General features: G+C 55.4%; 22 protein-coding genes and 1 pseudogene. 9 read left to right on the forward strand and 14 right to left on the reverse strand.

Going from position 1 to position 26305, the window contains the following annotated elements; genetic code table 11:
• Positions 1 to 83: 83 nt before the first annotated feature.
• A complete protein-coding gene (locus ABIC79_RS06655) occupies positions 84 to 1142 on the reverse strand; it encodes a DUF1615 domain-containing protein (protein WP_052300781.1) in 1059 nt (352 codons plus the stop codon).
• A 176-nt stretch (positions 1143 to 1318) separates the two neighbouring features.
• Here ABIC79_RS06655 and ABIC79_RS06660 point away from each other — a divergent pair, with 176 nt between their 5' ends.
• The gene (locus ABIC79_RS06660; protein ID WP_013574334.1) at positions 1319 to 2047 is read left to right on the forward strand and encodes a DUF3053 domain-containing protein; all 729 of its coding nucleotides are present in this window, start codon (positions 1319 to 1321) and stop codon (positions 2045 to 2047) included.
• 90 nt (positions 2048 to 2137) lie between these two features.
• Entirely contained in the window at positions 2138 to 2410 is a 273-nt protein-coding gene (locus tag ABIC79_RS06665; RefSeq protein ID WP_015689466.1) for a hypothetical protein, read from the forward strand.
• A 68-nt stretch (positions 2411 to 2478) separates the two neighbouring features.
• On the opposite strand, the gene ABIC79_RS06670 is transcribed toward ABIC79_RS06665, so the two are convergent.
• From ABIC79_RS06670 to ABIC79_RS06685, 4 genes are all read right to left on the reverse strand, one after another.
• Positions 2479 to 3996 (reverse strand): sensor domain-containing diguanylate cyclase, encoded by a 1518-nt coding sequence (locus ABIC79_RS06670; protein ID WP_238321186.1) that lies wholly within the window; start codon positions 3994 to 3996, stop codon positions 2479 to 2481.
• 178 nt (positions 3997 to 4174) lie between these two features.
• Positions 4175 to 4654, reverse strand: coding sequence for a 2TM domain-containing protein (locus ABIC79_RS06675; RefSeq protein WP_112151302.1), 480 nt, complete (start codon positions 4652 to 4654; stop codon positions 4175 to 4177).
• A 114-nt stretch (positions 4655 to 4768) separates the two neighbouring features.
• Entirely contained in the window at positions 4769 to 5260 is a 492-nt protein-coding gene (locus ABIC79_RS06680) for a GNAT family N-acetyltransferase (protein ID WP_013574331.1), read from the reverse strand.
• Between the two features lie 27 nt (positions 5261 to 5287).
• On the reverse strand, positions 5288 to 6196 hold the full coding sequence (locus ABIC79_RS06685) for a LysR family transcriptional regulator (protein WP_013574330.1): 909 nt from the start codon (positions 6194 to 6196) through the stop codon (positions 5288 to 5290).
• 114 nt (positions 6197 to 6310) lie between these two features.
• Between ABIC79_RS06685 and ABIC79_RS06690 the strand changes: the two are divergent.
• From ABIC79_RS06690 to ABIC79_RS06710, 5 genes and pseudogenes are all read left to right on the forward strand, one after another.
• Positions 6311 to 7466, forward strand: a pseudogene (locus ABIC79_RS06690) (serine hydrolase domain-containing protein).
• A complete protein-coding gene (locus ABIC79_RS06695) occupies positions 7463 to 8707 on the forward strand; it encodes an MFS transporter (protein ID WP_112151303.1) in 1245 nt (414 codons plus the stop codon). Before ABIC79_RS06690 ends, ABIC79_RS06695 begins: the two are co-directional and overlap by 4 nt.
• 96 nt (positions 8708 to 8803) lie before the next feature.
• The gene (locus ABIC79_RS06700) at positions 8804 to 8983 is read left to right on the forward strand and encodes a hypothetical protein (RefSeq protein WP_223509705.1); all 180 of its coding nucleotides are present in this window, start codon (positions 8804 to 8806) and stop codon (positions 8981 to 8983) included.
• The gene (gene yniD / locus ABIC79_RS06705) at positions 8977 to 9084 is read left to right on the forward strand and encodes a small membrane protein YniD (RefSeq protein WP_013574326.1); all 108 of its coding nucleotides are present in this window, start codon (positions 8977 to 8979) and stop codon (positions 9082 to 9084) included. The genes ABIC79_RS06700 and yniD overlap by 7 nt, the downstream gene beginning before the upstream one ends.
• A gap of 174 nt (positions 9085 to 9258) precedes the next feature.
• Positions 9259 to 9450 (forward strand): hypothetical protein, encoded by a 192-nt coding sequence (locus ABIC79_RS06710; RefSeq protein WP_013574325.1) that lies wholly within the window; start codon positions 9259 to 9261, stop codon positions 9448 to 9450.
• 20 nt (positions 9451 to 9470) lie between these two features.
• Here the strand turns inward: ABIC79_RS06710 and recD are convergent, their stop codons facing one another.
• From recD to ABIC79_RS06735, 5 genes are all read right to left on the reverse strand, one after another.
• On the reverse strand, positions 9471 to 11525 hold the full coding sequence (gene recD / locus ABIC79_RS06715) for an exodeoxyribonuclease V subunit alpha (protein ID WP_354566645.1): 2055 nt from the start codon (positions 11523 to 11525) through the stop codon (positions 9471 to 9473).
• Positions 11522 to 15205 carry an exodeoxyribonuclease V subunit beta gene (gene recB, locus ABIC79_RS06720; protein ID WP_354566646.1) on the reverse strand — a complete coding sequence of 1228 codons (3684 nt, stop codon included), beginning with the start codon at positions 15203 to 15205 and terminating at the stop codon, positions 11522 to 11524. Before recB ends, recD begins: the two co-directional genes overlap by 4 nt.
• Positions 15202 to 18660 carry an exodeoxyribonuclease V subunit gamma gene (gene recC, locus ABIC79_RS06725; protein WP_126124662.1) on the reverse strand — a complete coding sequence of 1153 codons (3459 nt, stop codon included), beginning with the start codon at positions 18658 to 18660 and terminating at the stop codon, positions 15202 to 15204. The genes recB and recC overlap by 4 nt, the downstream gene beginning before the upstream one ends.
• Before the next feature lie 127 nt (positions 18661 to 18787).
• Positions 18788 to 19300: an SRPBCC family protein gene (locus ABIC79_RS06730; RefSeq protein WP_126124661.1), complete on the reverse strand. Its 513-nt coding sequence runs from the start codon at positions 19298 to 19300 to the stop codon at positions 18788 to 18790.
• Positions 19301 to 19501: 201 nt separating this feature from the next.
• Positions 19502 to 20599: an NADH:flavin oxidoreductase/NADH oxidase gene (locus tag ABIC79_RS06735; protein ID WP_126124660.1), complete on the reverse strand. Its 1098-nt coding sequence runs from the start codon at positions 20597 to 20599 to the stop codon at positions 19502 to 19504.
• A 122-nt stretch (positions 20600 to 20721) separates the two neighbouring features.
• Between ABIC79_RS06735 and ABIC79_RS06740 the strand changes: the two genes are divergently transcribed.
• Both ABIC79_RS06740 and ABIC79_RS06745 read left to right on the forward strand, forming a co-directional pair.
• Complete coding sequence (locus ABIC79_RS06740) at positions 20722 to 21624, forward strand: LysR family transcriptional regulator (protein ID WP_354566647.1); 903 nt, start codon at positions 20722 to 20724, stop codon at positions 21622 to 21624.
• Positions 21625 to 21672: 48 nt separating this feature from the next.
• Positions 21673 to 21978, forward strand: a complete 306-nt coding sequence (locus ABIC79_RS06745) for an Rdx family protein (protein ID WP_126124658.1) — start codon at positions 21673 to 21675, stop codon at positions 21976 to 21978.
• A 74-nt stretch (positions 21979 to 22052) separates the two neighbouring features.
• Here the strand turns inward: ABIC79_RS06745 and ABIC79_RS06750 are convergent, their stop codons facing one another.
• From ABIC79_RS06750 to ABIC79_RS06765, 4 genes are read right to left on the reverse strand one after another with little or no spacing between them, the layout of a single operon-like run.
• Entirely contained in the window at positions 22053 to 22913 is an 861-nt protein-coding gene (locus ABIC79_RS06750; RefSeq protein WP_013574319.1) for a ribokinase, read from the reverse strand.
• A 1-nt stretch (position 22914) separates the two neighbouring features.
• Positions 22915 to 23772, reverse strand: a complete 858-nt coding sequence (locus tag ABIC79_RS06755) for a MurR/RpiR family transcriptional regulator (RefSeq protein ID WP_013574318.1) — start codon at positions 23770 to 23772, stop codon at positions 22915 to 22917.
• Entirely contained in the window at positions 23772 to 24743 is a 972-nt protein-coding gene (locus ABIC79_RS06760) for an ABC transporter permease (protein ID WP_013574317.1), read from the reverse strand. The genes ABIC79_RS06755 and ABIC79_RS06760 overlap by 1 nt, the downstream gene beginning before the upstream one ends.
• 51 nt (positions 24744 to 24794) lie before the next feature.
• On the reverse strand, positions 24795 to 26288 hold the full coding sequence (locus ABIC79_RS06765) for a sugar ABC transporter ATP-binding protein (RefSeq protein WP_121019593.1): 1494 nt from the start codon (positions 26286 to 26288) through the stop codon (positions 24795 to 24797).
• Positions 26289 to 26305 lie beyond the last annotated feature (17 nt).

The following is a 26305-nucleotide window of genomic DNA, read 5'->3' on the forward strand; positions in this document are numbered from 1 at the left end:
ATATCGCTCAGGCCGCCCGCGGCAACGGCTGTAGCCCGATTAAATAATAAGAAAGCCTGCCCGGTTCCGGCAGGCTTTAAGAATCATCCTCCCGCTCTTTTCATGCAATCCGCACGACGACCGTCTACCCGCTTAGCAAACCACGCGGTAGTCAGCTTGCGGGTAATCTTCGGACTTTCCAGCGTGATGCCCGGTAGCATTTCCCGTGGTTGTCTTTTTCCGGTGGTTTTATCCGCCAGCGCGAATACCTGCTTGTAGAGCCGGGTCTCTTCAAACTCCAGTTGTTCGCCCTTCTCCAGTGCCTTACGGATGGCCGAATTGCTGATGTCCAGACGTTTGCTCAGTGTGCGTACCGCCAGCTCTGTGCCGCCCGGTTTATCAGTGCCGTAGTTAATCAGGTCACCGTCCAGTGCCAGCGGAATGCCTGACACTTTACTTACCGCACTCTGGAATGCGGCGTTGCGGCTGGCATACCAGCCAGCATTAAAGTCGGCAAAGCGGTATAACGGCTGAGTGTAATTCGCCGGATACCCCAGCAGATGTTTGACGCCAAAATACACGCCGCCGCGGCGGCTAAACACTTCATTGCGGATTGAATCCTCAACTTTATACGGATAGCCTTTGGCGTTTTGCTCGGCAAACGCGATGCTGACCTGCATCGGCCCGCCGGTATGCACCGGATTCAGATTGCCGAACAGCTTCTGCCCCATCGGCACCATATCAATGAAATCATCAAAAATCGCACTCAGCTGTTTCTCGGTTTTTACGTTATCCAGCCGCTCGCTGTAGGATTTGCCGTTCGGGGATTTCAGCAACAACGCGGTGTGCACCAGGAAATTGGGCACATGAACCGCATCGGCGCGCCGGTCAATCTCTTTCCACGCAATTTTGCTTAATCCCGGCACCGGTGCGTCGGCGTTGAAATTGGATTCCTGCTGCGCCACCGCCAGCACAGAACAGATATTTTCGGTGGTTGCCGGAATGTTCTGCGTGGTGAAAGCGGCGGTAATATCGGTCGCCCAACCTTTTCTGTCGGGGGCTGATGTCGGCATCAGCCGCACGATATCCACTTTCACGTCATGCGGATTTTGCACCGGCGTTGCGCTTTTTTTCGTCGAGGTACACCCCGCGAGGATCATCATGGCCAGCACCGGCGCAAACTTTTTTATCGAAAATAACTTATGCTTCAAAGTGATACATTCCCTGAATAAATGACTCTGAGAGTGACGTTAGCGAAGATAGCTATGCTGATCTAGCAAAAAATTATCTTTATGCGTTAAGGTTAAGGCTCTGATGATGGAGATAAAGGAACAAGGAAATGATGCACTCAGCGCCCCGCTTACAGACCTCACACCGCGTATTTTTGCTCCCTTTTATGATGTTGCTGATGATTGTTGTCCTCAGCGGCTGCGGTGATAAAGAACCCGCACAACGCAAAGCCTTTATAGACTTTCTTCAGTCGCGGATCCTCGATAAACCCGTGCTGGCCGTCCCGCAACTGACCGAAGCGCAGAAAAAAGAGTTTGGCGATTACACTAAAGATTACGCGATTATCACCGGTTTTCATCATCAGATGAATATCGAACTGGATTCTTCGCTGGTGCCGGTTTTTGCCGGTATGAACGGCGTAAACAGTGTCAGTAACCTGCTTGAGCAGCGCGATGATCTGAAGAAAATGGCTGACAGCAGTGAACGATGGAAAGAGAAAATCGTGCTGCTGAAAACCCAGGCCGATACGCAGCATGCAGCGCTGAAACAGCCGGAAGACCTGAAGAAGGTTTACGATCAGGTGTATGAGAAAACCATCGTTAAACCGTCAGCCGTCACTGAGCAGGTGTTTGATTTATTGCCGCAGGTGCTGAACCTGATTGTAGCGAAGGCCGACTTCATCAAAAGTCAGGGCAAAAACGTCACCATTACCGGCAACCGTCTGCAATTCGCCAACCAGAAACAACTGGATAAATACAACGCCATCCAGCAACAACTGGTTCCGCTGAATGCGCAACTGATGCAACTCAGCCGTCAGATGCAGCAAATGGTGCGTTAATCCACCAGACAAAGACCCGCCCGCCGTAAGACGGTTTTTTCATTGCGGTGCTTTTGTTATGGTGTGCGGCAATTAAATAAGGAGACACCTATGAATGACGAGACCCTGAACAAACGTGTTGACCAGCTTGAGCGCGTAAACCGTGAGCTGCTGGTGCAGATTTCCGCCATGCGTCTGCTGTTCGGCAGCGTGGGGAATGTGCTGAATGCCAGCCAGGAAAATGCGTTCACCCTCGCGGTCAATCAGGCGCTGGAAGCCAACCGTGCAGATGTCGCCAATCAGGCCGATCTGGATGATGCCTCACGCAAATTCCGCGAAGACGTCTTCAAATGCACTGAATCCCTGCTGCCGGGTTCACGCTAAGTCAAAGCTCAGGCGCGATGCCTGAGCCTTTTCTCATCCTTCTGGCTGACCGTTTAGCCTCATCCAATCTACAAATTCACCACGCAGTTACGCCCTTTATTTTTGGCCTGATACAGCGCTTTATCCGCGGTTTTCAATGCCCCGTCAATATTGGCTTTTCCGGGATAGAACAGGGTAACGCCGAGTGAAATCGTGACCTGACCGGCCCCCTCAAACTGCTGCATTTCAACCTGCTTGCGCAAACGCTCGGCCAGCCCGGTGGCCTGCGTCAGTGACGCGCCGGGCAGCAGCAGTAAAAATTCCTCGCCACCCATACGGCACAGCAGATCGCCTTCCCGCGAATTACTCAGAATGTGGCGCGCCAGTTGGGTGATCACCCTATCGCCCACGTCATGTCCGAAAGTGTCGTTTACTTTTTTGAAGTGATCGATATCGAGGGTGATGACTGCAACGCGCGACGATTCCTTTAGCTGTTTATCCACCGCCTCATAAAAACCGCGCCGGTTCAGCAGCCCGGTCATCGGGTCGGTATGGGCTTCGGTACTCAGTTGTTCGATACGCTGATGCAACAACCGGATCCCCTGCAACATCACCGTTTTCAGCTTCGATGCTTCGTAATACCAGGCATTGATCTGCTGAATTTCCTCGGAGACATCATGTGAGTCCATGGTGTCAGCCTTTGAGGCAAGCTGTCGCAGCGGCCGCGAAATATAGCGCGTCAGCAGCCAGATGCAGATGAACACCAGAATGACGATCGGCAACGTGTAGATCAAAACCTGCATCATTACGTGATACAGCAGCATCACATCGGCTTTCGCCGGATGCAGCACCAGCACCGTCCAGCCCGCCACCTCGACCGTGGAGAAACCCGCCAGAGACTCTTCGCCTTGCAGGTTTTCCATACGCAAAAAACCCTGCTCCCGTCCGCCCAAAAGTGCCTTGTTCACATGCCCCTGTGGCGCGCTTTCACTCCAGCCTGACGCGTCGCGATACAACACGTCGCCTTCACGGTCGATGACATAGATATAGGCGTCTTTACGGTAATTGCGGGCATTAATCAGCGTATCCACAATGCTGCCTTTGCTCAGGTCAATTTCGGTGGCCAGATACCCGAGATAGCCGCCACGCGCATTACGGATGGGTGAGGAAAGCACAATGATGTGATTATTCTGTGGAGTGAGAAAGGGGGAACTGAGCACCGGATTTTGCGTTTTCAACGCAGCGGTATTGGCATCAGACACCAGTTTTAAACCGACCATCGCCGCAGAGTTTCGTGAAGCCGCACGCACGACGCCGGTGGTATCCACCACCAGCACCGAGCTGAAGCGCTTACTTTGCAACTGCAAACGATCGGCTTCTTCAGTCAGTGCATCAACATTGTTAAACCGCTCGCCGAGTAAATCGGCGCTATAGGCCACCTGCTTGTTTGCGGCATTGAAAAACAAATCAGCCGTCAGCGACAGTCGCGTGGCGAACGACTGACTCGCCCTGAGGGAGGATTCGGTAAGGAGCTTCTTCTCTACCTGAAAAATTGCCAGATAACTGCTGAGCAAGGTGACAAGCGTACTCACCAGTGCAAGAAGCAATATCAGTCTCTTAAGATTAAATGCAAACCGCCGCTGCTGATCCATTCTCTGTCCGTTGAGCTAATGACCCTGAATATTACAGAGGATAGCAGTATGTCCGGCAAGGGTTTTGATATGTCTCAGTCAGGGCAGTTTTGCTTACGATTAATACGGGCGCTTTAGTAGCATTTTTTCCGGATCAGAGCTTGCGTATTAACTTCTGTAAACGCGCCTTCTGCCAGCGCTCCACCGATCCGCGAAAAACAAAAATGCGTAACCCCCGCAACAACACAATGCCGCCCCAGATACACAGGGGCCAGACGAACCAGACTGAATCCGGCGAGGTGTAATGGTTTATCGCGAACAGACCGGCGTTGATCACCGCCCACAACAGAACGGAACGATAAAAACTGCTTTCTTCCGCTACCTGATATCTGGCTTTTTCTATCTGGTCGTCAAGCGCCTGCCCTGAAGCACTGCCCGTTTTCGCATCGTTTTCTGTCAGTTCAGAAACCTTGATATCAAAGGCTGCTGCGATAGCGCCGAGGGTTTCTAGGCTGGCCTGCTCACCATTTTCGATACGCTGCACCGTGCGCACGCTCAGTGAGGAAAGTTCTGCCAGTTGTTCCTGAGACCATGCACGGGAAATGCGAAGTTGCCTGATTTTGCTCTGATTCATAATTTTTACCTGTAGAGTGAATGTTGAACACCCAATCAGCATGCAACGCAGGATCGGAAATCAACACGACAGCAACCTGACACGGACACGACAGCAAACTGACAGTATTAAAAATCAGAAGGTTAGCCGGTAAAATTTACTGTCTACCGCCATCAGCGGGAAGGCTGGCGGCAGATCCGGCACCGTGACTTCCTTAAAACCGTTCTTTTCATAAAAGCGATGCGCCGCCAGAAACTTGTCTGTCGTGCCGAGAAAAATATCTTTCACATTTTTCTCCCGGGCATGATGCAGCAACGTGTTGAGTAACAATGTGGCCACGCCGTACTCCCTGCCACGAAAAGGCGCGCTGACAAACATTTTGCGCAGTGCTGTCTGCGCATTGCCGATATCTTTCAGTCCCAGCGTGCCCACGACTTTCCCTTCATAGCGGGCAACCCAGAAATCCCCGGCGCCGCGCTGATAAAATTGCGGAATGTCATGCAGATCAGGCTGCTGTTCTTCGGTGATGACAATGCCAAATTCCTGATTCTGGATCGGTAAAATCACATCCACCACACCGCGCTGATCGGCGGCAGAAAAGCGTTCAATTAAGACAGAATGACTCATCACACACTCCCTTAGTTAACAACAGATTTAATGAGGACATAGCAGCGCCAGCTCGGGATTTTCAGGGAAAACCCGTTCACTGAGAAAATCAATAAACACCCGCAACTTCGGCGTCATATAACCGCCGGAGGGCCATAAAATGTAAAAGTCACCGCTGCGCTTCACATAATCATCCAGCACGGTCACCAGTTGCCCGCCCGCCAGCTCCTTGCGGATACTGAAATCAGGCAGACAGGCGATGCCCAGCCCCTGCAGGGCAAAACATTGGCGCGTTTCAATATTATTGCAAACCATCGATACCGGCAGCGATAAATCCTGATATTCCGGCAGCGGCCATGGTTCGAGCTTTCCGCTATTAGGAAAGCGAAAATGCAGACAACGGTGTTCAACCAGTTCCTGCGGCTTCGCAGGTGTACCATACTGTTCAAAATAATCCGGCGCGCCGACCAGTAAATGATGAAAAGTACCCAGCTTGCGCATCGACAATCGCGAATCAGCCAGTTGGCCGGTGCGCACCACGGCATCAAACCCCTCTTCCACCACATCAACGATGCGATCGGTGAAATCCAGATCCAGCCCGATATCAGGATAACGACGCATAAACTCGCCCAGCACCGGCAAGAGTAGCGTGCTGACCTGAGGCAAACTCAGCCGCAACCTGCCGCGCGGACTTTCCGCCAGTTGCGACAGCTCGCTTTCTGCCGCCTCGAGTTCCGCCACGATGCGCCGGCAGCGTTCGAGGAACAGCGTCCCTTCGACGGTCAGCGTCACGCTGCGGGTGCTGCGGTGAAACAGCCGCACATTCAGCCTGGTCTCCATGCGCGCAATGCTTTTACCCACCGCCGACGCCGATACGCCTAAAATTCGCCCGGCTGCCACAAAACTGCGGGTTTCTGCCACCTGTACAAAGGTATTCAGGCTACTGAGATTTTCCATTACTGCCCCCGATTACGGACATCATCGTCCGTATATTATGGAAACCTACCCTACTTTTTCCTCACTGAGGAGATCTCTATCGTGATTTAACACTTTCTGAAGCTGAGATATCCCATGAATTCCACTGCGTTGAAATCCCGACTTGATTGCGTTATCGCTCAGGCGATTCAGTCACAAAGACTGGTCGGTGCCGTTGTCATGGTCGCCCTTCACGGCGAGGTGGTTTACCACCAGGCTGCCGGTTTTGCCGACCGGGAAAGCCACCAACCGATGACTGAAAATACGCTTTTCCGTCTGGCATCGGTCAGCAAGCCGATTGTGTCCACCGTGGCAATGGCGCTGATCACCCAGGGGAAGCTGGCGCTGGATAACGATATTCAGACAGGGTTGCCGCAGTTTCGCCCTACCCTGCCAGACGGACAACCGGCACGCATCACGGTACGGCAGTTATTAAGTCATACCGCCGGGCTGAGTTACCGCTTTTTTGAGCCGGACGAAAACGGCCCTTATGCCCGCGCAGGGGTTTCTGACGGAATGGACAGCAGCAGCATTTCGCTGGCGGAAAATCTGCGACGTTTATCGGACGTGCCTTTGCTGTATACACCGGGCACGTCGTGGGGGTATTCGCTGGCCGTGGACGTGCTGGGCGCAGTGCTGGAACAGGTCTGCAAACAACCGCTCGCTGAAGTGGTAAAAACGCAACTGACCGACCCGCTGAGCATGCATGACACCGGTTTCTTCGCACATGACCCGGCGCGGCTGGCTACGCCGTATGTCAGTGATGTGCCACAGCCCCATCGTCTGCGTGAAGGCGAAAAAGTCGCCGCTTTCGACAATACCGTGGGAATTGAATACTCGCCTTCGCGCGCACTCGATGCTCAGGCTTATCCTTCCGGCGGCGCGGGTATGGTCAGCAGCGCGGCTGACGTACTGAAGATGCTGGAAATGTTGCGTCTCGGCGGCGCTCCGTTGATCTCGTCCGCGCTGGTCGATGAAATGGGACGAGATCAAACTCGCGGAGCCGAACTGCCGGAATCCCCGGGTCTGGGCTTTGGTTTAGGTTTTTCGGTATTACGTGACCCGCAGGCTGCCGCTTCACCGGAATCAACCGGCACGTGGCGCTGGGGCGGGGCTTACGGTCATTCCTGGTTCGTTGACCGTACCGCCGGACTGAGCGTCGTTGCCTTGACCAATACCCTGTATGTATGAAGGCATGTCTGGCACGTTCGTCACTGAACTGCGCGATGCGGTGTATGGAGCGCAGTCATGAATTCCATTGCCTTGAAATCTCCCCTGCCACTTTCAGCTTTACTGGCGATGGCACTGACCGGCTTTATCGCCATCATGACCGAAACCTTGCCCGCCGGATTGCTACCTCAAATTGCAGCGGATCTTAATGTGTCACCGGCGATGGCCGGGCAACTGGTGACGCTGTATGCCGCCGGTTCGCTGATGGCCGTCATCCCGCTGGCGGCACTGACACGGGGCTGGAACCGCCGCACTGCATTGCTGACGGCAATCTTTGGCTTTCTGATTTTTAATACCCTCACCACCTTCTCGACGAATTATGTCCTGACGCTCTTCGCCCGCTGGGTGGCCGGCGCGGCGGCAGGGCTGGCGTGGGGGTTACTGGCCGGTTATGCACGGCGGATGGTCCCGGTGCATCAGCAAGGGCGTGCGTTGTCGGTGGCGATGGTCGGCACACCTCTGGCGCTATCTGTCGGCGTTCCGCTGGGCACCTGGATGGGTTCCGCGCTCGGATGGCGCATGGCATTCGGCGTGATGTCCGCCATCACGTTGCTGCTGATTGTCTGGGTGGTGAAAAAAGTACCGGACTATCCGGGGCAGGCCGCAGGGGAACGCCAGCCTTTAAGACAGGTAATGATGATGCCCGGCGTGCGCAGTATTCTGATGGTGATCCTGCTGTGGATGCTGGCGCACAACCTGCTTTATACCTACATCGTGCCGTTCCTGCGCCTGTCCGGGCTTGATGCACGGGCCGATCAGATATTGCTGGTTTTCGGCCTCGGCGCGCTGGCAGGCATTGGTATCACCGGCATGCTGGTGGATAAACATTTGCGGCGCACCCTGCTGGTCAGCCTGATAGCCTTTGCCCTGCTATCACTCGTGCTGGCGCTGAGCCGCTTTTCGCCGCTGACCGTGACATTGTGTGTCGCGCTGTGGGGGTTGACGTTTGGTGGTGCAGCAACCTTGCTGCAAACGGCGATTGCTGACGCTACCGGTGAACATGCCGATATGGCGCAATCGATGGTGGTCGTGGCGTGGAATCTGGCGATTGCCAGTGGCGGGGTAACCGGTGGGATCCTGCTGGAAACCGCGGGCATTGCAGTCTTTCCGTGGGCCATGCAGTTGCTTATCGTCGCCGGGCTGATTATTGCCGTTTGCGCCCGCAAGAACGGTTTCCGCCCGGGAGCCCGTCATGAAGAAATAGCACTAATGCCGGAGGAGCAGAAACGGGATCAAAGTTTCGAATCAGGCGAAAAGGTATAATCTCTAAACCTTTCCGGAACCAGAATGCTGAAGCCGCTCCCGATGCGGCTTATTCTCGCAAAGTAAAAATCAGGTAATTCAGAATCAATGGGAATCATGGAAGTACGCAATAAAGCCGTTATACTTTTGTCAGTTATTGCCATCGCAGCCTTACTGTTGATGGCGTTTGAATGGCTCACCGATCAGACCGTTCCTGAACTGAAAGAACATGTTGTCCACTATGTTGATCAGCACATGGCGCACTCAATGTCCGGATTGCAGGAGGAGAAATGGTAACCAAACGGATGATGACCAAGCACTGGAAAATGGTCGTAGTACTGCTGTGTATCTGTGGCGCACTGATGCTGTTACGCTGGGCGGCGATGATCTGGGGGTAAAGTATTGCAAATTATCCCGCTTAAAACTGCTTAAATAAGCATCATTCCGGTCAGAGGGTTGAAACCTTCCGCTACGCGAGCCAGAATATCCTGAGTGATTTTTAAGAGCCCGTTCTCCCGTTTATGAAAATACTAAAACCTCGTCGTCCGCATGGGCGATGGACTTATTACATCATGCATGAAGACATTCTGTGGCCCTGCCCGGTTCGCTGGGAGTGGGAGAATGGCTACGGTGGCTGGCTGCCTTTTTATTACTCACCGACGCTGGAATTTGTGGCTGGCGATCCGGACAAAGCCACCAAAGTGGCGGGCAACAAGGCCCGCACGCTACATAAACTCGTCAGAATTCATGAGCACGAATGCTGATTTTCGTCTTCAGGTATGCGTTACGCGCTTTCGATTAATCCGCTGGCACGTAACACCCGACGCTTCACCGCATCCGGTAAAACGGCATTCATTCCCCCGACACATCCCAGACTGAACCAGTGACGCGCACGGGTAATGCCGGTGTAAATCAGCTCGCGCGTGAGGATCGGACTGAGATTCTCCGGCAGCAGCAGCGCGGTATGGGTAAATTCGGATCCCTGTGATTTGTGCACCGTCATGGCAAATACGGTTTCCACCGCCTGCAAACGCCCCGGCATCACCCAGCGGATATCCTGCGTACCGTCTCCGGCCAGAAACGCCACTCGCAGGGTCGGCACCACAGTACCATCGGCAAGACGATGCGGGATCTCCAGCGTGATGCCGATATCGCCGTTCATCAGACGCTGGCTGTAATCATTGCGGGTCACCAGCACCGGACGCCCCGGATACCAGCCGATCGACGCCTTAAGCAACCCTTCCTTTCGCAAGATGTCGGCGATGCGCTGATTCAGTTCTTCCACACCCCAGCGCCCGCCACGTAAGGCGCACAGCAGCTGGAACTGGCTGTAGGCCAGAAGCACTCTGGCCGCCCAGCGGTTGAAGGCTTCCGGCGGTTCATTGCCTGCCGGTCGCGCCTGGATCATCACGTTGAGATAATGTTGATAGCCGACCGGAGGTTCTACGCCTTCGCGTCTGGCCGCCGCCGGGAACTGCTTCGTGCCGCCCTTCACCACCCAGTCGCGCAGTTCAGCATCATCGTCAGTGCTCAATGTCAGTTGCGCCAGGTCAGCGTATCCATGTTTCCAGACCTGTTTCAGCGCTTTCACATCCCCGTCATTTACTGCTTCCGCTAACTGACCAATGCCGCTTTGTGCATCAAAACGGTAACTGTGGCGCAGCATCACTACAGCCTGATCCATCGCCGTACCCTGGGGATCAACCAGCGAATCCGGGACCTGTTCGCCGGTCACGCTTTGCAACCAGTCGCGGGTATGCGGCAGATAATGGCCGCCGTTGGCGCGCTGACATAACTCGCTCAGTAATGCCCCCGCCTCCACCGACGCCAGTTGATCTTTATCGCCGAGCAGGATCAGACGCGCCTGTTCCGGGAGTGCCGCCAGCAACGCGGCCATCATTTCCAGATCGACCATTGACGCTTCATCAACCACCAGCACATCCAGCATCAGCGGGTTGCCCGGATGATGGCGAAAATGCCGCGTATCGGGGCGGCTGCCGAGCAGACGGTGCAGTGTCACCACATCGGTGTTGATACTTTCTCGCACCGCATTACCGTTGCCGAGCGCACTGAGATCCAGCTTCGATACCGCACCGGCAATTGATTCATTGAGTCTTGCTGCCGCCTTGCCGGTCGGCGCGGCCAGTCTGATGCGCAGTGGCTGACCATTTTCCTCCAGCGCCAGCGTCTGTAACAACGCCAGCAGACGCACCACCGTGGTGGTTTTACCGGTGCCCGGCCCGCCGGTAATAATGCTGAACGCACTGCCCGCCGCCAGCGCGCAGGCCACTTTCTGCCAGTTGGCGATATCAGATTTCGCATCCGCCGGGAATAACGCCGTCAGCGGCGCACGCAAAGATTCCACCGGCAAAGTGTGCAGCGCACTGCGCGCCAGACGTTGTTCAATTGCCGCCCGCACATTCTGTTCGTACTGCCAGTAACGGCGCAGATACAGCCGCTGGCCGGTCAGCACCAGCGGCGAATTACCTTCGTGGTGTCCGACCAGCGTCGGGTGCACCAGCGCCGCCAGCCATTCCTGCAAACTCAGGTCGTCGAGCACGGCCGCCGGACGGATCACCGCGCCGTCAGCGTGATCGCCTTCCGGTGGCAGCGAGAGTGAGAATGCACTGTCATCAAGCGTGGCCTGCAAATCCAGACACACATGACCGCGCCCTAACTGATAGCTGGTCAGTGCGGTCGCCAGCAACAATAACGGATGCGCGTCCGGCGCTTCTTTTGCCAGAAACGTCACCAGTGCGCGATCGAGTTCGCGCAGCCAGCCACATTCCACCCAGCTCGCCAGCAGTTGTGCGATATCTTCACGGCTGTTGATTTTCATGCGTGTTCCTCCGTGCCGCTGAACAGAGCGTCGAGTTGTTCCATTAATGCTTTGTCCGGCCGCTGAACGCAGACGCCGTTACCCGGCGCGTGGCTGCCGCGCAGGAATAAATACACCGCGCCGCCGATATGCCGGTCGTAGTCATAATCCGGTATGCGGGATTTCAGCAGACGATGCAGCGCAAACAGATACAGCGAGAACTGCAAATCGTAGCGGTGCTCGCGCATTGACTGCGTCATATTTTCCTGGTCATAACCGCTGGCATCGTCTCCGAGCCAGTTGGATTTATAATCCAGCACGTAATAACGCCCGTCATGTTCAAACACCAGATCGATGAAGCCTTTCAGCATGCCGTTGAGATCTTCCGCCAGCAGCGGCGCACGCTCCGCGCCCTCAAGCGTGTATTGCTGAACCAGCTTGTCGAGGCGAACAGTTGAGACCTTTGTCAGCGAGAACCAGAACTCCATTTCAACCTGATAAGGCGGCAGTTCCGCCAGCGTGAAGGTTTCACCGTCCGGCAGGGCTAACGGCTGCGTCAGTAACGCGGTCAGCCAGCCGGAAAGCGGTACGATCCACTTTTCCCAGCCGCGCGTATTACAACGCCGCGCAACCTGATCGGCGATTTTCGCCGGATCCTTCGCCAGTGCCGCAAACCCTTCGTCGCCCGCCCATTCCAGCAAACCGTGCAGGAAATTACCCGGCGCAGGACCGCGCGGAAACGCATACAAATTCTCACCGGTCATCGGTTGCAAAAGCCCGGGCACCGGCTCTTTGTCTTCCACAAATACTTTCTGATCTTCTAAATAGCTGTCCTGAGCTGCGCTTTCGATCTCACCCCGAGGTTCCCGGTTCAGGGTCTCCGGCACCATGTAGGTGCCTGCCGGTGCGATTTGCAGACCGGAGAAACTCGACACCCACCAGCGCGGCCCTTTATGCGTTCGCAGCGGAGGACGCGGCCCGAGTTCCGGTAACAACTGCTCACTGCGATAGATTGCGCCATCCGTAACAGGCAGCGGCCAGGCGCGAATAGTGTCTGTCTCCAGTGCCTGCAAACTGGCGGGCAGCGCATCCGCATCGATCGCGTCGCCGCCGTGGAACAGATAGCCGGAGGCGCTCTTTTCGAACTCTTTCAGCGGTGCCATGCCCAGCCACAGCGCGTAACGCGAGCGGGTCATCGCGACGTAGAACTTACGCAGGTCTTCCCCCAGACGCTCGCGATCGGCCTGCACCAGTTGTTCATCCGTCGCGCTCAGCGCCACTTCCAGTTCACCTTCTGCCGTGTGCCATTTCAGCGGTGAGTCCTGTTTTTTCACCGCGCGGAAAGCACAGGCGAAAGGCAGGAATACCAGCGGATATTCCAGCCCTTTGGACTTATGCACCGTGACCACTTTCACCAGTTCAGCATCGCTTTCGAGACGCAGTTTGCGCGCATCACCCCCCTGATGTTCATCCTGACACTGTTCCGCCAGATAGCGGATCAGCGCATGCTCGCCGTCGAGCTGAACGCTGGCCTGTTGCAGCAGTTCAGAAAGATGCAGCAGGTCGGTCAGCGCACGTTCGTCACCACGGCCGAGCAGACGGCGCGGCACGTCGAATTCCCACATCAGGCGGCGCAGCATCGGCAGAATGCCCTGTTTGCGCCAGCAGGTACGCAGCGCCTGAAACTGCTGAACGTAGCGCTCCCACTCGTTTTCATCCTGATTGAGCCGGTCCAGCGCTTCCCAGCTCAGGTTCAGCGAAGGTGTCGCGAGGGCCGCGCGCAGTAACCGGTCGTTTTCCGGCGCAGCACAAGCCGCCAGCCAGTATTGCAATTCGCCCGCCTGCGCACTTTCAAAAATCGATTCTTTATCGGAAAGATACACACTGCGCACGCCGCGTTTCGACAGCGCAACGCGCACTGCGGTCGCTTCCCGCCCGGTGTTCACCAGCACCGCGATATCGCCGGGCATTACTGGCTTCAGCGTTTCGCCGGGCAGGCCAAAACCGGCAGAACCTTGCTGGCCGAGGCGCAGCAGGCGAACAATTTCCGTGGCGCAGCCGTCGGCCATCATCTGGACATACTGGCTTTTCGGCAATACTTCCGCCTGATTCTCCGGATACCACAGCGTCAGCGCAGCGGCTTCGGCATCATCAATTACCAGTGTATCGGCGCGTCCTTTGGCTTCTACCGGCAGGAACGGCACCTGATTTTCAGCGCCGCGCCGGAACAGGAACGCGCCCTCGCCGGACTTGCGATTTTCGGCCAGTTCAAACACCTGATTCACTGACGCCACCATCGCGCGGGTAGAACGGAAGTTGGTCGCCAGCGTGTAGTGGCGGCCGCCGGTATCACGACGGGCGCGCAGATAAGTATAAATATCGGCACCACGGAAGGCGTAAATCGCCTGTTTCGGGTCGCCGATCAGGATCAGACCCTGCTCCGGCGCATTTTCCGCCACACGGTAAACGGCGTCGAAAATACGGTATTGCAGCGGATCGGTATCCTGAAATTCGTCGATCATCGCCACCGGGAATTGCGTACGGATGATCTCCGCCAGCCGCGCGCCGTTGTCACTGCTGAGCGCAGCGTCCAGACGGGTCAGCAAATCGTTGAAACCCATTTGCGCGCGCTTTTGCTGCTCGAGGTCAAAACGATTTTTTATCCAGCGGCAGGCATGTTGCAGTAAACCGCTGCGGGCATCCGGCAAACTTTCCAGCCGGGTTTTCAGGGTTTCCATTGCCGAAATGGCCGGATGGACGGGCGCAACGCCCTGCTTCCAGCCTTCGTCTAGGCCTGCCGGTGTCAGGCGGGTCCAGCCGGTTTTGAGATCCGGGATTATTTCGTCGCTGGTCGCCCAGGCGTGGAGTTTATCCAGCCACGGATTGAAATATCGCGCCTGAATTTTCCCATTCACCGCTTTCGCTGCTACCGCGCCTTCGAGCATTGTGCGCAGTTCCTGCGTCCATTGCGGCCAGTCTTGTTTCAGCGCCGCCAGTTCCGCCGCTTTCAGGTTATTCACCGTTTCACATACTTCGGCAGGCGTCTGATCTGAGCCTAACTCTCCGGCATATTCCAGCAGCGGCATCACGCTGCGGTGTAAGTCTTCCGGTGAGCGCCACCAGCCGCGCAACATACGGATTTCCTGCTCACCGAGAGGGAAATAGAAACTGCGCCAGTAATCGCGCACCACGTTCATCAGCAGTTCGGTCTGGTCGGTTTCCAGCGTCTGGGTAAACAGGCTGTCGCTGTCGAATGCGTGCTCGCCAAGCATGCGGTTACACCAGCCGTGAATAGTGGAAACGGCGGATTCATCCATCCATTCCGCCGCCAGTTGCAGCTTGCGGGCACAGCCCGGCCATTGCTCCGGCGTATATTCCGCACGCAAATTTTGCAAAAATTCGTCGCTGTCATTTTCCGCGTCAGGATTTCCTAAAAAATACCCCGCCGCTTGCGATAAACGCGCACGTATGCGATCGCGCAGTTCTTTGGTTGCGGCATCGGTAAAGGTCACCACCAGAATTTCCGGCGGCGTCAGCGGGCGGCTGAAGGCGTTATCGCCGCCGTGCCCGAGCACCAGCCGCACATACAGCGCGGCGATGGTGAAAGTTTTGCCGGTACCCGCGCTGGCTTCAATCAGGCGGCTTCCCGTCAGCGGAAAGTTCAGCACATTCAATGCTGATGGCAGACGTTGTTCCGTCATTCCTTGTCTCCTTTCTTACTGCGGGAAAGATAATTGATCAGCGGTGCCAGTAGCACATCGGCCAGCCGGGCAAATTCACCGTCAGACCAGAGTGCGGCAAAGTCCGGCCACGCGCGGGCCAGGTACGCATTGCTGTCACGCTCACCAAATTTCATGTTGGCCGGATCGTGATTTTCGTAGCTGTCGCGGGCGGCAAGCCAGGCATCGCTGTCCGTTGCGCTGTGCGCCGTGCCCTCTTTTTTCAGCCAGACAAAGGCGGTTTTTACCGCCAGCGGCAACGGCCGCAACTGCCCGATTTTCCACGTTTCAATCAGCGTGTCCCACAGTTCGCGCGCATAAGCGATCTCCAGCGGCGGTAATTCGGCGGTGCCGTTTTTGCTGACGATAAAGGTGTGCATTGGCTGTCCGTCAAGATGCCCCGCAAGATGCGCAACCCAGTAAGGCAGCAGCCGGTCAAAGCGGTAAGCGCGATCTTTTATGATGCCGGTACTTTCCAGCACCACGCGGGCACGGCCGCCCGCAGCATTTGCCCGCAGTTCGCTCAGCCAGTCGGAGAACATCACACCACCGGTTTTATCTTCCAGCGCCTCATTCGCCAGCGGCTGAGGCCATGCATCGAGAACCTGCTGATAGCTGGCAAACAAGGTATCCATCGGTTCGGCCAGATCGTCACTCAGCACCGCAGCAAATTCGCCCGGTGCCAGCTCGCCGCGTCGTTCAATACGTTCGAGTTGCTGACGTAAAACGTCCTGACGCGAAACGCCCGCTTCCAGCGCCCATTTTTGCGCGCGGATCAGCTCATCCTGCAACCGCCAGTTTTCCAGCGCATTGATGTCGAACGGCTCCTGATCTTCGCTGCCCGGATCTTCCAGCTCAAAGTAGATATTCAGCCGCTGGCGGAAGAAACTGCGCACCGGATCCGACAGGAAATCCGACAACTGACGCAGCGTCAGTGCGCCTTCCTGTTCCACCGGTTGCAGCGGTTGCGCTGCCACGGCAGCGGCTTCCGCTTCCAGCCCGGCGCGCCATTCGTGGGCATAACTAAACAGCGGGCTGCCCTGACTGAAATAGTCGCGGTTGAACGGTTGCAGACGATGTTCGGTGGTCAGGGCGTGCAGTAAATCTTCGCCACTTTGTGCTTTCCAGCCTGCCGCCAGATGGTCGCGCAACTGCGCCACCAGCACCGAAGGCGGGCGCTCGGTGTTGTCATGAATGCTGCGCCCCACCCAGCTAATGTGTAAGCGTTCACGCGCAGAAAGCAGGGCTTCGAGGAACAGATAACGGTCATCTTCACGGCGTGAACGGTCGCCCGGGCGGTAATCGCGCCCCATGAGGTCGAAATCCATCGGTACACGGTTACGCGGATAATCACCGTCGTTCATCCCCAGCAGATGCACGTGGCGGAAAGGAATGGCACGCATCGGCATCAACGTGGCGAACGTCACCGCGCCGCCGAAAAACGGCTGGGTCAGACCCGACTGGTCGAACTGCGCCAGCCAGTGATCGCGAACCACCGACAGCGGCAGTTCGGCCTGTAAATCTACGCTTTCACAGGCTTCGAGCCAGATTTCCAGCTCACCGTGCAGACGCACTAAAATAAAGCCATCTTCACCGTCATCCTCGCTAAAGTATTGAGAAAGGATATGACGCAGACGCCTGCCCCACTCCTGCGGAGGCGCAGGTTCACGTAGCTGACGCCAGGTGTCATCCAGGCAGTTCAGCAGATGTGACAGCGGGCCAATCAGTGCCGCATCCAGCCCGCCGATTTCATCCAGCGGCTCGATGTTTTTCCAGGCTTCGCCGCTGCCCACCGCATAGCCCAGCAACATGCGTTGCAGACCAAAGAACCAGCTGTTTTGTTCCGGTGATAACGGCAGTTCGAGGCTCTGGCGCTGCTCGGCATGCAGCCCCCAGCGCACGTTGGCGGCTCTGATCCAGCGGTGCAGCAGCGGCAGTTGTTCTTCTTCAATCCCGAAACGCTGACGCACCGACGGCACATCGAGTAAATCCAGCAAATCACTGACCGCAAAACGCGACTGTGGCAGTTCCAGCAAACTTTCCAGCGCACCGAGTAACGGATTATTCTGGCGCGGTCCCTGATCGGCAACGGTGAACGGGATATAACGCGGATCACTGCGCTCCATCAGGCCAAACACCGCCTGAATGTGCGGCGCATAACCGTTGATATCCGGCACCATCACGATAATGTCACGCGCTTTCAGCGTCGGATCTGCGGCCAGCGCCGCCAGCAGGCGGTCATGCAGCACTTCCACTTCGCGCTGGGCGCTGTGGGTAATAAAGAAACGCAGGGAATCGTCATGCTGAACGTCAGCGGCAGGCCATTCATCGATGGTTTCAGCCAGCGGGCGCAGCTGCAAAATGTCTTCCTGCAACTGATGCAACAGGGTATCGGTGCCGTTTGAGGTAAAGAGGTCGATGCGCGGGATCACCGGCGCCAGTTGCGCCGCATAGGATTCGTGGTTGTCGTATTCATTCAGCAAACCGATATAGTCACGCCCCTGCTTGCCCCATGCCGCCAGCAACGGATGCGCATGCTGATGGAGCTCATCTTCGGCAATGACCTGCGGCATGCCCGGCTTACGCAACTGACGTATCCGCTCTGCGCGCAGCAAATCTTTATCAGCAATGATATCGCTCCAGTCGTGCTCGCACGGGTTATGCACACACATAAAGATGTGTGTCCAGCGTCCCAGCACGGCCAGCACTTCAAGGGATTGTTGCGGTAACGAGGAGATGCCAAAAACCACCAGCCGCGCCGGTAAACCGGCCGGGCGCTGGTCTTCAGGAATAGTTTGCGCATAGTGCAGGAAACGCTGATGCAGCGCCGCACGGCTGGTGTTGCGCTCGTTTTCAGGTACATCCGCCAGCAGCGCGCGCCACAGTTGCGGCTGCCACAGCAGGTTTTCCGGCAAGGGCTCGCTGCCTTTACGGCTGGTGCGCAGAACGTCCAGACCGTTGCCCCAGTCTTCCAGCCAGTCAGCACGGTAAACCTGATACTGATCGAATAAATCCGCCAGACGCTGCGCCAGCTGATGCAATTTACGCATATCGCCGTCATCTTTTAAGAAACGGGCCAGCGGCGCAAAAACGGGTTCGGCAAGCAGTTCGGGTAACAGGCGGATCAGGCGCCAGGTCAGCAGCGGACGGTCAAAAGGCGACGATTCCGGCACCTGTTCTTTGCCGAGCACCGCGCGGTACACCTGCCAGAAAAAACGTGCCGGAAGTTTGATATCCAGCGCCGCCGCAATTCCGCAGCCACCGTCGGCCACATCACGCGCCAGCGCCAGTTTCAGCCACTGGTTGATGCCGTTGCTCTGCACCAGAATCACTTCATTTTCCAGCGGCGACAGCGGATGCGCTGCCATCCACGAGACCAGCACGTCCCTCAGCGTTTCTGAGTGATTTCCGTGTAATACCATCAAACCTGAATTCACGCCCGCATCCCTTTTTTCGCCTGTCAGGGTTGAGATTTTGCGTTGATTTGGAAAGGATTGAAAGGACAGAAAAGAAAAGAGGCAGGGCTTGCGGCCTGCCTCGTAGCAAAATGTAACGCGCTGAAAATTACCCGCGCGTTTTACGAGCCGCCCCGATCATCCCGTCCAGCCATTCCTGATGGCCGTTGATCATCGGGTCAGGTCGCGCGACAGCCAGTTCACGCGCCGGCTTACCATTTTGCGTTTCCTGCGTCAGGATGCGCACGCGCCCGCCAGAGAGTTCTTCGATAAGCCACGCGTGATGCACGTCGAGACGGGTTTCGGCATCACCTTCTGCCCAGCCGTGCCACGCCATGCGCGCAGGCTGGCCTTTGACTGGCGGGATGTATTCGGTCACCAGCGCTTCCACCGGGAAACCGAAGGTGCTGAAACGAAAACGTGCGCCGTCGCTCAGGCCCGGTCCGCTGCCGTCGTGGAAGGAAATATCAGACGCATTGCTGTAGTAAACCGGCCAGGCGGCGGTGTTATCGAGTTGTGCCCAGAGTTCCTCAACGGTCAGGCCGGTGATGATCATTTCGTTAGAGGCAAAGTTGTCGGTTTCGCCGGGAATATAGCCTTGCGGCCAGTTGATCGCATTCATGTGTGATTCCTTCGTTATTGCTGTGTGCCAAGGGAACAGCCATCAGGCTGGTATTCACACAGAATACTCAGGGCTAAGATATTACGGAAATCACACATCATGATAACAACCATCTATTATTTTTATATCTGAGTAAGAGATAAAAAAACAGGCAGAAGAAGGCTCCTGCCTGCCGGTTAATACACTGATTTAAATTGATTATCAGTTGATGCTGTAGCGCTCAAGCCAGTGCGCGTAAGGCGCAGGCAGAACCCATGAAGGATTGTCCTCGCCCAGTTCTTTCGCCAGCGCATACGGATAATGCGGGTTGGCGAGCATGGCGCGGCCAATCATCACCAGATCCATATCTTGTTCGCTGATACAACGTTCGGCCACGTCTGCCGACGCAACGCCCCATGAACTCGCCACCGGCAAGCCGGCTTCAGCACGCACGCGGCGCGACACTGGTGCCAGGAAACCGGCTCCCCATGGGATCTGTGCTTCCCAGGTCGAGAAACCGACGCTGACGTTGAGCATATCCAGCCCTTTCTCACGCAGAATACGGGTCAGTTCGATAGATTCCGCCAGCGTTTCTTCATCGCGGCCATCGTATTCGATCACGCCAAAACGCGCGGTAATCGGCAGGTTTTTTGGCCAGACGGCGTTAACGGCGTCGAAAGTTTCAATCAGGAAACGGCTGCGACCGGCAAAATCACCGCCGTATTCGTCGGTGCGGGTGTTGGAATGCACGGAGAAGAAGCTTTGCGCCAGATAGCCGTGGGCAAAGTGCAGCTCCAGCCATTCAAAACCGGCATCGCGCGCGCGTTTCGCGGCAGCGACAAAATCGGCCATCACGCGCTGGATATCGGCTTTGGTCATTTCTTTCGGCACTTTCGGCAGGTGTTTGCCGAATGCGACTGCGGATGGCGCAATGGTTGCCCAGCCACGCGGATCGCCTTCAGCAATATGATCGTCCCCTTCCCAAGGCAGATTGGCGCTGGCTTTACGGCCTGCGTGACCGATCTGGATCCCCGGTACTGCGCCTGCGGCTTTGATGGCTTTGGCAATCTTCGCCAGTTCAGCAGCCTGTTCATCGTTCCAGATCCCGAGACATCCCGGGGTGATACGCCCTTCCGGCGAAACCGCCGTCGCTTCGACAATCACCAGGCTCGCGCCGCCGCGTGCCAGCGTGGCGTAATGCACCTGATGCCAGTCATTCGGCACGCCATCAGTGGCGGAATACTGGCACATAGGCGGAACGGCAATGCGGTTTTTTAAGGTGACGTCTTTCAACGTAAACGGCGTAAATAGTGCAGACATAAAATTTCCTCGGTGGATTGGCACATTAAGCACACAGAGTGCTGCCAAAGAGCTATAAGCAGAAGTGTAGAAATATTATAGTGCGTATCAACTTTCGTTATAACTCAATCGGTGCCCCGCCCATGCGCAACCTGAAAAGTCTCGACCTCAATCTGTTAAAGACTTTCGATGCGCTGCTCGACGAGCGCAGTGTGACCCGCGCCGCTGAGCGTCTTTCCCTGACGCAACCCGCCGTGAGCAGCATGCTCACACGTCTGCGGGAAAGTTTTGATGATCCGCTGTTTGTCCGTGCCCGCTACGGCATCGTGCCGACCGAACGTGCGCTGGCGCTGGCAAAACCGGTGAAGCGGGTAATGGCGGAAATCGATGCGCTATTGCAGCCGGAAGTATTTGTGCCCGCTGACTGCGAGATGACGTTTACCCTCGCCGCTACCGATTACGCGCTGAGTGTGATTATCGTGCCATTCTTTTCTCTCTTACAGAAGCTGGCGCCTGGCATTCATCTGTCGGTTCAGCGAGCTGAAGATTCGACCATTCAGGGGCGGCTGGAGCGCGGTGAAATCGACCTCGCGCTGCTGACGCCGGAGACCACACCACCCGATCTGCACATCCGCCATTTATACGAAGAACGTTATGTCTGTACGTTGCGCAAGGGCCATCCGGCGCTGAATAAAGGCACAATATCGCTTGAGACATTTTGTCAGTACGATCATGCGCTGGTGTCGCTGAGCGGAGAAAGCTTTGCCGGGGTGACGGATACCGCCCTTCACGCGCTGGGCAAAAAACGCAACGTGGTGCTGTCGGTTAACAGTTTCCTGGTGCTGCCGCCGGTCTTACAGACTACGGATCTGATCGCCGTCGTGCCGGAACGGCTGGTGCATGGTGTCGCGGGGCTGGAAGTGATGCCTCCGCCACTGGAAATCCCCGGCTTTACCAAAGTCGCCGCGTGGCACGAACGCTCGCATCTTTCCGCCGCCCGTCAGTGGCTGAGACAACAACTGGCGCAGGTCTGTAGCGGGCAGTAATATCCGATTTCTGAAACGTCGATAAAATCCTCTTAAAAGGGTCATACCATGGAAAAATTACCTGCCATCACCATCACTTATTGTTCTCAATGCAACTGGATGCTGCGCGCCACCTGGATGGCGCAGGAATTGCTGAATTCGTTCAGTACCGATCTGGCGTCCGTGACGCTTGTCCCCGGCACCGGTGGCATTTACGAAATTAAAGTCGATGACGAGGTTATCTGGGAACGCAAACGCGACGGCGGTTTCCCGGACGCCGCACTGCTTAAACAGCGTGTGCGCGATATTTGTTTCCCGGAACGTTCACTGGGGCATGTGGATAAGAAGAAGATTGATGAGAACGGTGAGGCCTGAGGGTGCGCTAAACGCAAAAAAGGCAGGACATTCATCCTGCCTTTTGGCGTTTTAGCAAAGACTGGCATTAAAAGTCAGGCTTTGCGGGAGACGTGTTCGGCGGCTGCACGGTTGGCTTTTGCGACGGAATCTGCCAGCGTTTTCCCTTGCAAGAGTGATGTGCACAACGTGCCCATAAAGCAGTCACCGGCACCGTGGGTACTGACCAGCTCTATTTTTTCGGCGGGCATCGACTGGCTGCGTCCGCCGGCTGCACACCAGGCCACACCGTGTTCACCCGCCGTCACGATAACAGCCGGAGAATGCTGGCTCAGTAATTCGGCTGCCACGCAGGCATCGGACAAATCATTGACCGGAATACCGCTCAGATCACGGGCTTCGACGCCATTCACCACCAGCAAATCGACAGCAGACTGCATCTCAGCACAAAGTGTCCGCGCCGGTGCGGCATTCAGACAAACGCGGATCCCGCGCTGTTTCGCCTGTTTCGCTGCCGCCAGATTCACCGCCTCCGGCACCTCATTTTGTAACAACAGCATGTCAACCTGCTGCCACAAGGCATCATCATCAAACTGCGCGGCATCAATGTGGTTGTTTGCATTGGAAACGACCACTGCGCCGTAATCCCCTTCTGCATCCATCAGCGCCACGCTCATGCCGGAAGGTACGCTTTCATTAACGGCGATAAAGCTGCTGTCGACCGCGTTTTCATTTAGCACACCACGCAGGAATTCCCCCTGCGTATCGGCGCCCACGGCACCGGCAAAACGAACACCGGCGCCCGCTCTGGCAGCGGCAACGGCCTGATTCCCGCCCTTGCCGCCGAATTTATATGAACATCCGCTGCCGATCACCGTTTCGCCTTTTTCCGGACGATGATGCGCGTGGATCACGATGTCATAATGAAGGCTGCCCGTGACTAAAATTTTACCCATTTTAGTATTCCCGAAGGTCCTGAACCGCCTGCTGGGTTTTCATCAGGTTCTTTTCTGCTGTCTTCAGATCCTTCTGGGCAATCGCCACAAATAAGGCGTCCAGAATATTCAGCTGAGCGATCCGCGACGCAGCATTTTCCCCGAGCAAGTGCGATCCCTGAGAGGTTGAATTGAGAACCACATGCGCATTGCGCGCAATGGGCGACTCGGCGTAATTGGTGATGGCGATCACTTTGGCGCCATTGCGCGCCGCCAGTTTGATCGGATCATTCACCGCGCGGGTGGCACCGGAATGGCTGATCGCCACCACCGCATCATCGTCCGATAAGACCGCTGCCGACATCAGCATGATATGCGCATCATCGTAGACCGTCGTTTTAATGCCAATTTTCAGCAATTTATGCGACAAATCTCTGGCGACGGCAGCAGAGCCGCCGACAGCATATAAATCGATGTGCCTGGCTTTAAATAAAATGTCAGCAGCCCGGTTAAATTCCGAAACATCGACAATAGATAATGTTTCTTCTATTGCCTGAATAGAGGTACGGAATACTTTTTCAAGTAATTGTTCCGACGAGTCTCCCGGCTCAATTTCCGCATGTAAATTTGCCACTTCAGAATAGTTGTAATAAATCAAACTGCTTCTGAAATCTCTGAATCCTGAAAAGTTTAATTTTTTGGTCAGTTTAACAATCATCGCCTCAGAAACATTATTTTCCAGCGCAATTTCTTTTAATGAAGTTTGCTCAGAAAAATCATTTTTAGACGTAATCGCTTCGACGACTTTTCTTTCCAGCGGCGTCAGATGTGGCAATTTCATACGAATTTGAGCACCAATGGCTCGCGGATCCTGATTCATTACTTGCCTCGTGTCGCTCTGTCAATCAACATCGCTATGATAATAATAAGGCCAGTAGCAAGCAATTGATAAAACGCCTGAATATTGAGAAGTGTCAGACCATTACGCAATGAACCTAAAATAACCGCGCCAATCAGTGTGCCGATCACACTGCCTTTCCCGCCCATCAGCGAAGCCCCGCCAATTGCCGCCGCAGCAATAGCATCCAGCTCCCATAAATTCCCCATGGTCGGTTCAGCGGCACCCAGGCGACCAATCAAAATCAGTGAGGCTAAAGAGGCCAGCACACCGGAGATCACAAAGACCGTGACCTTGGTTCTTTTGACCGGAACCCCCGCGACTCGTGCGGCTTCTTCGTTACCGCCCACGGCCAGAATATATTCCCCCAGCGGCGTTTTGTTCATCACCGTCCAGAGTATCGCCGCGATAGCAATAACAATCACGATTGGTGCCGGAACCCCGAAAATCGTGCTGTTAATGACGGTGCGAAACTCCATCGGGATACCAAAAATCGGGTTGCCGTTGGTAAAAATCAGCGCCAGCGCGCGGAACAGCGAGAGTCCGCCGAGGGTGACGATAAACGGCTGTAAACCGGCATACGCCACCAGCATGCCGCTGAACACGCCGCACAGTGCGCCGACACCCAGCGTCGCCATTATTGCCAGTGGAACCGGGACGCCGGACACCATCAGCGTGGCACCCAGCACCGCCGAAAGTGCCGCCGTCGGCCCGACGGAGAGATCGATACCGCCGGAAATAATGACCAGCGTCATACCCAGCGCAATAATTCCGTTGATGGAGGACTGCTGTAATATATTGAGTAAATTAGGGACGGTAAAAAATACCGGCGACAAAAAAGAGAAGGTGATCACAATAATCACTAAGCCAATCAGCGTACCGGCATCGCGTACGTTGAATTTAAATAATGCCGAAGGCATAACCTTGGGCTGAACATTACCTTGAGTCGTCATAATAATGGCCTTTAATCTTTGTAGGTGTCGGAGAAATAGTTTTCAGACCGCTTAATTCACATCGTTAATCGCATAACGGGCAATGTTTTCTTCAGTAATCTCATCACCGTTAAGTTCTTTTGTGATTTTCCCTTCACGCATCACCAGGACTCTGTCTGAGATACGAATTATTTCCGGCATCTCGGAAGAAACCACCACAATGGCTTTTCCCTGCTGCGCCAGTTTTTCTATCAGATTATAAATCTCAGACTTTGCTCCGATATCAATTCCCCGGGTTGGCTCGTCAAAAAGAAAGACTTTATTGTCCGCTGCGACCCAGCGACCAATAATGACTTTTTGCTGGTTTCCGCCGCTGAGTGTTCCAATGGGTTTTTCTATGTTAAGCGGACGCAACCGCAGATCGGTCATCACGTCCAGCGCCGTTTTATCCAGCTGATTTCTTTTCAGTAAACCGTATCGGGTAAATCGCCCCATTGACGGCAACGCCATATTCATTTTGACTGCGCGCTCTTTAATGATGCCCTCTTTTTTACGATCTTCCGGCACCAGTCCGATCCCGGCGCGGATAGCAGAACTGACATTGTGATTTTTCACCGCGACGCCTTCCACCTCAATGCTGCCGCCGGTTTTGGCATCAATGCCGGCGATGAGTTTCAGCAACTCTGTACGCCCGGAACCGACCAGTCCGGCAATTCCCAGCACTTCACCTGCTCCGACGGAAAAAGTCGCCGACCGCACGGCATTATCACGACTCAATCCTTCGACGCGCAGCACTTCCCTGCCGGTCGCATAAGAGTGATGGTGCATTTTTTCGATTTTGCGTCCGACCATTTTGGTGACAATAGTTTCTTCGGTTTCATCGCAGATATTGACCACGCCGACCTGTTTACCATCACGTAAGATCGTCGCCCGATCGCAAACTTTGAAAATCTCGTTCATTTTGTGTGAGACATAAATCAGCGACACATTCATCGATTTGAGATCTGAAATCAGCTCTGCCAGGCGCTCAAACTCCGTCGGCGTCAGGCTGGAGGTCGGTTCATCCATTGCAATGATCTTCGCTTCATCCAGCAAAGCGCGGGCGATTTCAACGATCTGTTGCTGAGATACTTTCAGGTTCTTGATCGGCTCATCGGGATCAATACTGGGATCAAGACGACGCAGGATCGCCACTGCCCTTTTGTACTGAGCCTTTCTGTCGACAAACAACCCTTTGAGTTTCGTTAACGGGCGGCCAAGAAACATATTCTGTGCCACGGAGAGTTCAGGAACGTGCTGCAATTCCTGGTGGATCATCGCGATACCGGCATGACGGGCAGACAGCGGATTCTTCATCTGAATAACCTGCCCTTCCACCAGAATTTCACCGGAATCTGCCGCCCGCACACCGGACAAAATATTCAGCAGTGTCGATTTTCCCGCGCCATTTTCTCCAATCAGCGCATGGACTTCGCCCGGCCTCACAGAGAAATCAACGCCCTTAACTGCTGCCACGCCGCTGTAGCTTTTGCTGATGCCGCGCATCGTCAAACTGTACTGTTCCATACACTCTCCTGACCCGT

The organism is Rahnella sp. 2050 (genome assembly GCF_040544515.1).
Classification (GTDB): Bacteria; Pseudomonadota; Gammaproteobacteria; order Enterobacterales; family Enterobacteriaceae; genus Rahnella; species Rahnella aceris.